Origin of the sequence: Bradyrhizobium sp. Leo170 (assembly GCF_004296405.1) — a bacterium.
In the GTDB taxonomy this organism is placed as follows: Bacteria; Pseudomonadota; Alphaproteobacteria; order Rhizobiales; family Xanthobacteraceae; genus Bradyrhizobium.
In genome coordinates, this window is the sequence record NZ_PSRR01000302.1 from 1 (window position 1) to 10,781 (window position 10,781).

Sequence of the window (10,781 nt, forward strand, 5' to 3'; positions counted from 1 at the left end):
TGAATCCCAACAGACCCTAGAGCATGATGACTTTTCTTCGAATCGTCATCCCGCTCTAGCTCTTTGTTTGAGCATGATCTCCGCGCAAACGCTTCGCGTTTGTCGCGAGGGAAAACCGGTCTCCACTTTTCCGGATCATGCTCTAGAAGGCGGTGCCGACAGGCTTACACGTCAAGCTTGATGTGGCTCATTCATAGTCGTGAGTTCGTGGCGCATGATTCGAGGCCCCAGCTTGTGAGCTTGAATCACAATCGTCAGGTCAAACAGAATGCGCCTTCTATTGTTTTGGTTTTGTCGGCGCGCGCTTTTTTGATCCAGTCTTGGTGGACGGCTCCGCGTCGTCACCCTGGCAGGGCCAAGCATCTCTGAATGATTCGATAGCGACGGTGAGCCCCGGTTCTTTCGCTCGATCCGGATTGTTATCAAGGTACCGCAGAAAGACCTTGGCGCCCTGCAAGATGCTGCCTTGCGCGGGGGGGCAGGCACGTATGTTAGTTGGCAGATTTGGTGAAAAGATCATTGCAGTCTCGATCATTCCCTCACATGTGCCGGCGGACCGAGCGTCGTCCTGATTGCGAAACGAGCTCTGAACAAGTATCTCGCAAGATCTCTGCGCGTCGGTTCCCTTATCGACAACCGTGGCGCTTGCCCTTCCGATGATCGAAAGGACCAGGCCGGCAACAATGATATAGACCCGCATTGGCGTCCCCGAACCAGCGCAACAGCTTACACGCACTTGATTTGCCGCAGTGGTGCTGCCGCCCGCGCCGTTCGAGGCGGCTCGAACGGCTTAGCCCAAAACAAGGGCCTGATCCATCGCCTCCAAATGCGGGCGACGCTAGATCATGATTCGATTAGACGGAATTGGATCATGATCTCATCTCTTTGTTTGACCATGATCGCCGCGCAAGCGCTTCGCGTTTGTCGCGAGGGAAAACCGGTCTCCACTTTCCGGATCATGCTCTAACTAACGCAAGTTCATCATTTTCGCTCAGCCGAAAGAGCGCTTTGTCGGCTTGGCAAACATCCATCTCATGCGCCGTGATGCGCGCGAAGATCGGCTGCACCCGATCATGATTGCGGGCCAACCGCTGGCGGCGATCAGTATACCGATGGCATAAATCTCGGACCGGCGCGTCCGTTGTGTGAAATATTAACCAAATGAGGCAGCACACGGACGTCGCTCGTATTGAGCGGCGTTTCCTCGAACGCAGCCCCTCCCTCGAACGCGCTGAAAAGCGCGCACCTATCCAAACCGTCAGGAAAGCTGGACGAACTCAATACTGAGGAGTCTAGCTCCGATCGGATTCAAGCTGCACTGTTTTTCGTCCGCCGTTCATCTCCCTGAGCTCGTTTACGTATTCCTCAGGCTTTAACAGATGAAACGGAGTCTTCAGGCCCATAAAAGTCGCTATGCGGCCGATAAAAAAAGTGCAGTTGGTGGTTGCCGCATTCCATAGCGGCGAGGTCTCCTGGAGATGCTTGATATAAGCAAAGACCTTCTTGGCGTCAGCCTCGCTCAAATAGACACGATAGCTCGCCGTCAAATATTGCTCGTCAAGATCGCCATAGCTCGCCCCTGTCTCAGAGGGAACAAATACGAGGTGTCCCAACATGTAGGGCAGCGTGTCGCCAGCCGGAGCCAAACCCGCGACCTCGATCTCCTTTTCACTCGTCTTTCCGTACCAGACGAATGCATGACCGTAGGATGCTGCCGTCCGGGCACGAAAATCGACGTAATAGGGGCCTCTGGCCGTAGCTCTTTGGATTGGCTTAGCGTCTGACCTGGCCGGCGGGGCACTGGGCGCAACCGCAGCCATGCTCTCAGCATGCTTGGCTGTCGATTTAGGCAAAGCGTCCTGTTGCTGATGGTCGGAGCGCGCCGCGAGCTGCTGTGCGCTCCCGCTCCCGGCCCCCAAGCTCACGGAGGCCGCGAGCACCGCGACCCCAGCAAGACGCTGCAGACCTGGATATTTCCGAGTCACGCCTAGCATCTTCGAATCCCCGCGAATCAAAGACCAGATGCCACAGTGGTCGATCCACCCCCAATCGCACGCCGCTGGCGCACGAATGGATATTAGATCAACCCTTGGTCACTACCGGGGCGGCAACCGGATATTTGCCCACCGGGCTCTTGCCGACGGGGTACTTGCCCAAGGGATATTTGCCGACTGGCGCAGCCACCGGCTGAGGCTGAGGCCGTGGGAGGTCGGCAGCAGCCGCTGTTCCCACGAAAGCCAGAGACGCAACACCGAGGATCACGAACTTCAACATCCAGATCTCCTGCTGTATCAGCGCTGTATCAGCGAAGGTTGAAATTTACCCTTCAACAGATAGCCTGATGCTCGCCATGGCAGCAACAAATAGACTGAGCAATTAGCGGTCGCGACGGCCGTTTTTCGTCAGTTGTTGCGAAAATGGCACGGAATTTGAGGCTTTTTGGAACTCGGTCGCTTTGTGGTTCCACATATCCAATATCTGTCCGGACCTGCTTCACAGGACCGGCGGGAAGACCCGACCAGTCCTCGCCATATACGCGCGATAACTGTCGCCAAAGGTCTCCAACATCATTCGTTCTTCTCTTGCGACGCGGCCAAAGTACAAGATCCCGAAACCGGCCAGGCCCGCAAAGCCGGCAATCCAATTAGGCAGCAGCAACGCCTGGGCGATAGCCCACAGCCAAAATGCCGAATACATCGGGTGTCGAACTCTCCGGTAAATCCCTTCCGTCACGAGTTCATGCTTCTCACGCACATCGAGACTGATCGACCAATTCCGTCCCAGCGCACGATGCGTCAGGTGAAACATACCCAAAGCCGCAATCGCAAAGAAAAGGCCGAGCCAGGCGAGCAAGGGATGAAAACTGTAATCTGCGAAACGTGGTATCGCTGTCGCTACGTAGAGGAGCGGCACAAGTCCGAGTCCTGTAAGAGATATGAGCAGCAGCGCAGTTTCCACGGGGCCGCGGGCGCTCCATACGATCCTTTCGCGGCGAGAGCGCCGCGCGTACTTGTGACGTATGAGGTACCAGCCGATCGCCAAGGCGACGAAAATGGCTTTTGAAATGGTGGGCGTCATTTGAATCAGGCTGCCGCGCCCGGGCTTCCCAGCAGTTCGCTTTCTGACAGCGGCGCGCTCGCAATAAGTCCTCCGTCGCCAGCGATCATGGACAGGGCGCCGTCCGGGGCGAGCGTCTGGGATCTAGCTGAAACGGGGCCGCATGTCAGCATAAAGTAATCGTACGATGTTCGCCTGTCATTTCCACTGACGAATTGGTTGTGCAAACGGAAGAAATGGAAGCGGATGCGTCGATACATGTCGTGGTCGAGCATTCGACTGAGTCTCACGATCCTGACAGTCGCATCGTTTTCTGTCGACAAGCCCATTTCGGCCATTGGCTGGCTTTTGTAAAAGTTCAGGGGATCGATGAGGGCCTGATAGTCGCCCCAGAAGATCGCGCGCGACTTGGCGACGCGTTCCATCGTCGTGCGAAAGCGTATTGCTTTCGGGTGCAGGCCGACCTTGAGTATGGATGATCCAACGCTCAAGAATGTGACTGGCGTTTTGTTCCCACCGAGCGCAGGCTCCAGCTTCAAAGCGCGATCAAGCAGATCAACCGCAAGTACGGCCCCAAGGCTGTGCCCTAAGACCAAAATTTCGTCTGCGGCAAAGTTGCCCGCCGCAGCCACGAGCTCGCCGGCCAGCCTGTCTAGCCTTTGCTCGATTTCCGAATTGCCGCATCGAATGTACTCGCGAGAAAAAATCCAATCGTCGAACAAGTCGCCCAGGTGCAGCCAGCGCCACGGACCCGCCAAGACGGCAGCGAACCCGAAGAGACCGCCACCGGTGGCAATGGCAATTGATCCGGTGATTTTGAATGCAAACACGCCAATCAAGAAGGCGGCCGCGATGAGCAGTCCGAACATGACGAATGGATAGAGAAAGAAACCTGCGTAGCGCCAGTTGGTCAGCAGGTAACGCCAAAGTGTGCCGGACAAAACGAAATCCAGAAACGTAAGAATGCCGACGGAAATGCGTGAGCCAATGCTTCGACGCCCGAAGGCCTGAATCACGTCGTCCCACCGGACCACACGGTAATCGGTTTCGACCAGCCAATCGGGGCCGGTTGTCATCACATTCCATCCTATCTGATCGGCGGTGTCACGCAAACCGTCAACGGTCGCTTTCACTGACCAGGTGCGTTGGAACCTGGCAATTTCGCGCACAAAGCGTCGTTGCGCGCTGAGATGCGACGTGATTGGATCATAGCCGCCAATATGGAATACCAGCCGCTTCGCTACAGGCTTTCCGGTCATCGTCTCGCCCGCGACTATCCGCGGTTTCGACTATCCGCGGATTCATCGTGTTGTTCGCTGTCCACGCGTCAATCGACCTGTAATTGCACGACATAGCGAAGCGTCTGGCACCAAGGGTTGTCAAGACAGAATTGACCAATTATTGGGGGAAGATGTTGACCTATTTCGCCCTTCGTGCCGGAATCGCTCGAACAATAGCGTCGATCGTCGCGGCTTTGCTTGTCGGATTGTCTGGCAGTGCGCCCTCTCAAGCACAGGACGAGTTATCATCTGCGGAGAGATGCCTTTCGGCAAATTTCAACGTCTCGCTGGGTGCACAATTGCCCCGCACGGCGGCGCGTTTGAAATCTGGTGAGCCGCTAAAGATTGTAGCGATTGGATCATCGTCGACAGTAGGACTCTGGGTGCTTAGGTCCGCGGCCACATATCCGGAGGTGATGCGCCGAGAGCTCTCGAGACTTAGATCCAACGCCACGATCGAGGTCATCAACAGCGGTCGAGTCGGAGATACGATTCCAAACAACATCGCACGCTTCGCGCGTGACGTGTTCGCGCACACGCCCGATCTCGTTATCTGGCAGTTAGGTACCAATGACGTCGCCTGGGGTGGCCGGCCGGACGAAGGGCTCAAAAGAAGCGTTCTTGAAGGGGTTAGGGCACTTAAGGCAGGGTCTTCGGACATCGTGTTGATGGACATGCAATATGCGCCACAGGTGCTCGCTTCAGCCAGCTACTCAACGATGGAGGGCATCATCATCGATGTCGCAAAACAGGAAAGGGTCGGGCTATTCTCTCGTTTTGCGCTGATGCGAAACTCGATCAATGCCGGGGTCGCGCAGAGCGAACTTGTAACGTTTGACGGATTGCACAACACCGCCGATGGTTATGATTGCATTGGACGAGCCCTTGCCCGAGCCATCTCGACGAGCGCGCGTTGACAGGCCTGGCTCGGCCGAATCGAAAGCTGCGCCTTCGCATGAGTTGGGCGCTGGCTGGGACAGCAACTCGCGCTGACGCTGTCAGGAGGTGCGCTCATGCACCATTATCTCAGCGAACTTATTGACTTATTGCTGGTGCTTGTCGCCGGGTGGATGGTGCTAGCCGTCATCTTTGTTATCTACGCTTATTTCGCGCGTCTTCAGTACCCGGTGAGCGGATCGGTCTTTGGACGTGTGGTCGTCATTTCCTTCTTCATCATAACCACGTCGATTTGGCTCCCTATTGTTGTGGGCGCGCTAGCCCTATCGCTGATCGGTCATTTGTGGTCTCACTTCAGGACAAAGCCACGCGTCGGTTAGTTGGCTGCTACGTGCTGGCCGCAGTTAGAGCGCCGGAAATCGAAAGTGAGGGCCATCACCACGCGGCGTCAATTACTTCGACACCGCGGTGCAGTACGGCGATGGCGAATCGCAAAAGAGCCTTGGCGGTCACTTGCGATTTAAAGACCAATTGGTCTATAATATCAGCAATGAGCCGCCAAACCCCAGTGCAGTTGCCCCGTGGCCGCCCCCGAAGTTTCGACATGGAAGCCGCTGTCGAACGCGCGATGGGTGTGTTCTGGTCGCGCGGCTATCACGGCACGGCGCTCCCGGACCTTCTTCGTGCGACCAAGCTCTCGCGTGGCAGCCTTTACGCCGCTTTTGGTGACAAGCACTCGCTCTTCTTGCGTGCGCTTGATCGCTACATTGCCGATGCCCTGACACGGATGGATATCGAACTCGACCCCCGCAGAGAGCCGGTCGACGGCCTGCGGGCCTACCTTGCCGGTTACGTTGACCGCACGAGCGGCGCCAATGGTCGGCGCGGATGCCTGCTGGTGGCCACAGCCATGGAACTGGCTGGCCAGGATGCTGAAGTTGGTCGTCGCATCGCGAGCTTCTTCAAAGCCATGGAGGCCAGGGTGGCGGATGCACTTTCCCGTGCGAAGACGGCGGGCAAGTTAGCCGATGGTGTTGAGCCTTCAAGTGCCGCCCGAATTCTCGTCTGTTTCGTTGAGGGGCTGCGAGTGGTCGGCAAAACGGCACCGGCACGGAACACATCGCAAGCCACCGTTGACGCTCTGCTCGACCGCTTCATCAGGTAAACAACCCATGGACGCCTCCGCTAGTGGCGCGCCGATATCTAGACTGATCGGTCTTGAAAGGAAGGATGCCATGTCTGCCATCCAGATCGTCTGCGCGGTGGCCGTTCCCTTGCTCTGGGGTTATCAGTTCGTGGCCATCAAAGTGGGCGTTACGGAGTTTCCGCCTCTCTTCTTCCTCGCACTGCGCTTCCTGGCCATCGCGCTGCTGCTTGTTCCGTTCGTCAAAAGGCCCACGCGTCAACAGTTCGGCCCCATCGCAGCTATTTCGATTTTCTTTGGTGGACTGAACTTCGGGCTCTTCTATGTTGGCCTTGGGCTCGGCTCGGGAAGCATGTCGGCCGTCGCGTATCAACTCGCCACGCCCTTCACCGTCCTGTTAGCCTGGCCGCTGCTCGCGGAGAGGCCGTCTCTCACCACGTCCGCTGGAGTGGTGCTTGCATTCCTCGGCGTGGTGGTGTTGGCGGCGGAGCCTGGCCTGTCGGCAAACGCGCTTCCGCTGCTGCTTGTGGTCGGGTCAGCCTTCGCATTCGCGGTGTCCAACGTCTTGACGAAACGCTACGGCCCTTTTGATCCCCTGATGTTGATGGGGTGGTCGTCGCTGCTCACGGTGCCGCAGGTCATGTTGATGTCGTTGCTCCTTGAATATGGACAACTGGCGAGCCTTGTCACGGCGGACGAACGTGGTTGGCTGGCACTCGCCTACACAATTTTCATCGGAGGAATTGTTGGGTTTGGCCTTTGGTTCTGGCTGATCGCCCGTTGCTCCATGGGCCGCGTCGCACCCTTCGGTCTGTTGCTTCCGGTGTTCGCCTTGATTTCGAGCGTGTTGTTCCTTGGCGACCGCATGACCCCAAAGTTGATTGTCGGTGGGCTGCTCGCGATCTCCGGCGTCGCCATTACACAAGTAAGACCGAGCGCTCGACCAATTTGAACCCGGAAGTCGCGTCGTGGCGACTTCCGGGTTTGACCCAAACCGGTCATCGCTGTGGTGGTCTTATCGGCGAGGCCAACTCGTCGTTGACACTGTCGCTCGTGCCGCAGTACCGAGTCTTCTTTCCTCTACTTGGCGCGAATTCCTCTTGCGTCTTGAGTTTCCACGTTTGTGCGCTTGAGCATCGCTTTGAGCTCTTCTTCGAGCGATCGCGGCGAAATGCCAAGCCGGCCAAGTCCCGGCCGACTGTCCGAGGCCGTCGTGTCGATCTGCATAAGCTCGACCTGATTGCGCGTGAGTGGCGGCTGCGGCAGGACTTCAGCGAGACCGGCGACGGCATCCCAGAGAGCAAAGGGTGTTCGTACCAGCACCGGCCGCAATCCTGCGGTACGCGCAATGGTCCGCAATAGCTCCTCGTATGAGTAAATGCGCGGGCCGCCCAGTTCGTAGATGGGATAAGGCTTTTGGGTTTGCCGCAGGATATTTGCGATCGCCGCGGCGACGTCGTCCGCGTATACCGGTTGAAGCCTCGTCCTGCCGTCGCCGAACAGCGGATAGGCTGGCAAGGTCCGGAGCAGCCCGAGAATTGTCGTGAGAAAGGCGTCGTCCGGCGCGAACATGACCGCCGGGCGAACAATGACAGCGCCAGGGAATGCGGCTTGCACGGCCGCCTCGCCCTCGCCGCGACTGCGAATATAGGGCGAAGACGAGGTCGCGTCGGCGCCTATTCCTGACAGGTGCACGAACCGTTTGATCCCGGCCCGGCGCGCGGCTCCAGCGATCCTGGCCGCCGCTTCGACGTGCACCGAATGAAATGTGTCGCCTCCATGCTCGACATATAGGCTGATCGCGTTGACGACGCCGTCGGCGCCCGCAATAGCGGCCTCCACGGAGCGTTCGTCATGTGCATCGGCAACGATCTGTTCCACGTTATCGCCCTCGGCCCGCCCCGTACGGCGTGAGGCTGCGCGCACCGTAGCGGTGGAATCACCCAAACAGCGCACGATGCGACGACCAACAAATCCAGTCCCCCCAAAGACGGTCACGCGGTTCATTCCCGGATCCATTCCGCGATCCTGTGCTACACCCTTTATTGACCCACTGAGCGCCGCGCGAACGGCCTCAGTGGCCTCCGCCGGCGAACTGCCTTTGTTGAGGTGATGCGAGATCACGTCAAACAGGATTTGCGCGGCCGGGCCGATCGTTTGCCACTCTTTCCTGGCTTGATCGATCAGCGGCTGCGCTTCGACATAGAGCGTCTGCGCGTGTTCGATGACCGGATGAGCCTTGTTGAGAAGATCGATCAGCGCCCTAGTCGCCGGCAATGACTGCTCGATTTGCTCAAGTTGCGCATCGCTAAGACCGGAAACGTGGCCAAGGACATCAAAGAGCAAGTGTTTCAGCATGGCGCGAGCTTACTGGTAGCAACGCACTAACTCAAGGCAACCAACCCAAAGTGAGCACGTGCTCGCGACTTTGCTCCAGTTTCTGCAGGCGCAGACAGGGTGTCGGTCTGACCACAAGGCCGCAGTCAGAGGGCTGGAAATCGAAAAGTGAGGGCATCACCACGCGGCAAATGTTGCGGTTGAGTAGCCGGCGTTCGACATTGCATAATCTTCAATCAGCCGGAGGAACAGCGATGCAATTGCGGGTCTTTGGACGCACGGGAATGCAGCTCTCGGTGCTGGGCTTCGGCTGCGGCGCGGTGGGCGGGTTTATGGTGCGCGGCGATCCGGTCGACCAGGAGCGGACCATCGCGCGGGCGATCGCCGCCGGCGTCAACTACTTCGACACCGCGGTGCAGTACGGCGATGGCGAATCGGAAAAGAATCTTGGCCGCGTCTTGCAAAAGCTGAAACCGGCCAATGTGGCCGTCGGCACCAAGGTCCGGTTGCCGCCCAGCGAGTTTGGCCGGATTGCGGACGCCGTCAGGATGTCGCTCGAAGGCAGCCTGGCGCGACTGCGTCTTGACCGGGTCGACATCTTTCATCTGCACAATGCGATTGCCGAGAACGGAGGCGGATCGGCGCTGAGCGTCCAGCAGGTGCTCGACGACGTGGTGCCGGCGTTCGAGCGGCTGCGTCAGCAGGGGAAGATTCGTTTCCTCGGGATGACGGCCGTCGGCGACACGGCGGCGCTGCAGCAAGTGATCGATGCCGGCGTCTTCGACAGCGCTCAAATCGTCTACAACATGCTCAATCCATCTGCCGCCGACGATTTGCCGCCGAGCTATCCGGCGCAAGATTATGGACGATTGTTCGATCACACCAAGGCCGCCGGCGTTGGCGTCGTGGGCATTCGCGTGCTGGCCGGCGGCGCGCTGTCGGGCTCAGCCGAGCGTCATCCGATTGCGGGTCCGGCGCCCGAGCCGATCGGTTCGGCGATGAGCTACGATGCCGACATCGATCGCGCACGCCGTCTCATCGCGCTGGTCACGGAGGGGTTCGCGGCGAGCCTGACCGAAGCCGCCACGCGATTTGCAATATCCCACCCGGCGATGGGCACGATCCTGGTCGGCATGGCGACGCCGCAGCAGTTCGAGGACGCACTCGCCGCGGTCGAAAAAGGCCCGTTGCCGCAAGCTGCGCTCGACAGGCTGACAGCACTGCAGCAGGCATTTTCCGGCGAACCACGATGATCGTTGCCCGCCGGCAACGATGGTGGGCAATGAGCGCCTTACAGATTCGTGGCGCGTAGGGTGGGCAAAGCGCAGCGTGCCCACCTTCTCTTGCACCGAACGTGGATGGTGGGCACGGCGCAAGTGCGCCTTTGCCCACCCTATACGGGTCTGCAATCTGAGCGGCTTACAGCGTCACCACGATCTTGCCGAGGTGTTTGTTGGCAAGGTGTCATTGCGGTTGCGCTACCCCCTCGAACAGGCTTTTATGGGCCATACTCCTTGCCTACCGTCCGAAGTGCGATTATCAGGGCGGTGGGTCGAGGCAAGTGCGCCCGGCGCTACCGCTGTTTAATTACAGGACCGACGGCATTTCCCGTCGCTTTCAAGGTCCAATCGAATTTCTTGAGCGAGTGCGGTGTCAATCGCCATGCAGCATATCGTTGACGTCTACGTGCGGCTGAACAGCCGTGAGGGACTCGAGGACGTCCTGTTCTTGAACGCTGACAATGGACCAGAGATTGCGGCAGCGGCCGCTTAACGACTGATAGCCAGGATTCAATTCGACGCTATGGAAGAATGCGATCTTCTCATTGCGCTGCTCCGCATAAGCCATGACTTGGCAACTCGTCACGGGCAGGTCGTCCGTCTCAGGGCAGAACTAGACCGACTGTCTCGGTCAAGCACACTGCCAGCAATCGAGATGTCAGAAGCGATTTCCAGCCGTCGGAGAGCGGACGAACGCGACTTCGCGACCGCAACCGATTTCCTCGCAACATTTCGCCCGAGCGTAGACGCGGCACTGAAGCGGCGCATCAAGTGATATCGGCTAGA

General features: G+C 58.4%; 13 protein-coding genes. 6 read left to right on the forward strand and 7 right to left on the reverse strand.

Features of this window, described 5'->3' with window-relative positions; all coding sequences use genetic code 11:
* The coding region (locus CWO89_RS47215; protein WP_207234629.1) for a hypothetical protein at window positions 1–181 on the forward strand (181 nt) is incomplete at its 5' end.
* 96 nt (window positions 182–277) lie between these two features.
* Here CWO89_RS47215 and CWO89_RS34000 read toward each other — a convergent pair.
* The 5 genes from CWO89_RS34000 to CWO89_RS34020 form a co-directional block, all read right to left on the reverse strand.
* Window positions 278–700, reverse strand: coding sequence for a Rap1a/Tai family immunity protein (locus CWO89_RS34000; RefSeq protein WP_130582836.1), 423 nt, complete (start codon window positions 698–700; stop codon window positions 278–280).
* Between the two features lie 592 nt (window positions 701–1,292).
* On the reverse strand, window positions 1,293–1,994 hold the full coding sequence (locus tag CWO89_RS34005; protein WP_130582837.1) for a hypothetical protein: 702 nt from the start codon (window positions 1,992–1,994) through the stop codon (window positions 1,293–1,295).
* A gap of 88 nt (window positions 1,995–2,082) precedes the next feature.
* Window positions 2,083–2,274, reverse strand: coding sequence for a hypothetical protein (locus CWO89_RS34010; RefSeq protein ID WP_027577737.1), 192 nt, complete (start codon window positions 2,272–2,274; stop codon window positions 2,083–2,085).
* Between the two features lie 219 nt (window positions 2,275–2,493).
* Window positions 2,494–3,078, reverse strand: a complete 585-nt coding sequence (locus CWO89_RS34015; protein WP_130582838.1) for a protein-S-isoprenylcysteine O-methyltransferase — start codon at window positions 3,076–3,078, stop codon at window positions 2,494–2,496.
* 5 nt (window positions 3,079–3,083) lie between these two features.
* Window positions 3,084–4,316, reverse strand: coding sequence for a hypothetical protein (locus tag CWO89_RS34020; RefSeq protein WP_130582839.1), 1,233 nt, complete (start codon window positions 4,314–4,316; stop codon window positions 3,084–3,086).
* 155 nt (window positions 4,317–4,471) lie between these two features.
* Between CWO89_RS34020 and CWO89_RS34025 the strand changes: the two genes are divergently transcribed.
* From CWO89_RS34025 to CWO89_RS34040, 4 genes are all read left to right on the forward strand, one after another.
* The gene (locus CWO89_RS34025) at window positions 4,472–5,254 is read left to right on the forward strand and encodes an SGNH/GDSL hydrolase family protein (RefSeq protein ID WP_463703034.1); all 783 of its coding nucleotides are present in this window, start codon (window positions 4,472–4,474) and stop codon (window positions 5,252–5,254) included.
* 96 nt (window positions 5,255–5,350) lie between these two features.
* Window positions 5,351–5,614, forward strand: coding sequence for a hypothetical protein (locus CWO89_RS34030; RefSeq protein WP_130582841.1), 264 nt, complete (start codon window positions 5,351–5,353; stop codon window positions 5,612–5,614).
* A gap of 170 nt (window positions 5,615–5,784) precedes the next feature.
* Complete coding sequence (locus CWO89_RS34035) at window positions 5,785–6,399, forward strand: TetR/AcrR family transcriptional regulator (RefSeq protein WP_207234630.1); 615 nt, start codon at window positions 5,785–5,787, stop codon at window positions 6,397–6,399.
* A gap of 70 nt (window positions 6,400–6,469) precedes the next feature.
* Entirely contained in the window at window positions 6,470–7,330 is an 861-nt protein-coding gene (locus CWO89_RS34040) for a DMT family transporter (RefSeq protein WP_130582842.1), read from the forward strand.
* 128 nt (window positions 7,331–7,458) lie between these two features.
* Here CWO89_RS34040 and CWO89_RS34045 read toward each other — a convergent pair whose 3' ends face one another.
* Window positions 7,459–8,736, reverse strand: a complete 1,278-nt coding sequence (locus CWO89_RS34045) for a complex I NDUFA9 subunit family protein (protein WP_245476708.1) — start codon at window positions 8,734–8,736, stop codon at window positions 7,459–7,461.
* A gap of 233 nt (window positions 8,737–8,969) precedes the next feature.
* Here CWO89_RS34045 and CWO89_RS34050 point away from each other — a divergent pair, with 233 nt between their 5' ends.
* Window positions 8,970–9,968, forward strand: a complete 999-nt coding sequence (locus tag CWO89_RS34050; protein ID WP_165421438.1) for an aldo/keto reductase — start codon at window positions 8,970–8,972, stop codon at window positions 9,966–9,968.
* Between the two features lie 400 nt (window positions 9,969–10,368).
* Here the strand turns inward: CWO89_RS34050 and CWO89_RS34055 are convergent, their stop codons facing one another.
* Window positions 10,369–10,563 (reverse strand): hypothetical protein, encoded by a 195-nt coding sequence (locus tag CWO89_RS34055; RefSeq protein ID WP_130582844.1) that lies wholly within the window; start codon window positions 10,561–10,563, stop codon window positions 10,369–10,371.
* Window positions 10,564–10,781: the final 218 nt, after the last annotated feature.

Coding starts and splice junctions, on each gene's coding strand:
- CWO89_RS34005 (WP_130582837.1), bottom strand. CDS start 1,994: ATGCTAGGCGTGACTCGGAAATATCCAGGTCTGCAGCGTCTTGCTGGG.
- CWO89_RS34015 (WP_130582838.1), bottom strand. CDS start 3,078: ATGACGCCCACCATTTCAAAAGCCATTTTCGTCGCCTTGGCGATCGGC.
- CWO89_RS34000 (WP_130582836.1), bottom strand. CDS start 700: ATGCGGGTCTATATCATTGTTGCCGGCCTGGTCCTTTCGATCATCGGA.
- CWO89_RS34030 (WP_130582841.1), top strand. CDS start 5,351: ATGCACCATTATCTCAGCGAACTTATTGACTTATTGCTGGTGCTTGTC.
- CWO89_RS34040 (WP_130582842.1), top strand. CDS start 6,470: ATGTCTGCCATCCAGATCGTCTGCGCGGTGGCCGTTCCCTTGCTCTGG.
- CWO89_RS34035 (WP_207234630.1), top strand. CDS start 5,785: ATGAGCCGCCAAACCCCAGTGCAGTTGCCCCGTGGCCGCCCCCGAAGT.
- CWO89_RS34045 (WP_245476708.1), bottom strand. CDS start 8,736: ATGCTGAAACACTTGCTCTTTGATGTCCTTGGCCACGTTTCCGGTCTT.
- CWO89_RS34050 (WP_165421438.1), top strand. CDS start 8,970: ATGCAATTGCGGGTCTTTGGACGCACGGGAATGCAGCTCTCGGTGCTG.
- CWO89_RS34055 (WP_130582844.1), bottom strand. CDS start 10,563: ATGGCTTATGCGGAGCAGCGCAATGAGAAGATCGCATTCTTCCATAGC.
- CWO89_RS34010 (WP_027577737.1), bottom strand. CDS start 2,274: ATGTTGAAGTTCGTGATCCTCGGTGTTGCGTCTCTGGCTTTCGTGGGA.
- CWO89_RS34020 (WP_130582839.1), bottom strand. CDS start 4,316: ATGACCGGAAAGCCTGTAGCGAAGCGGCTGGTATTCCATATTGGCGGC.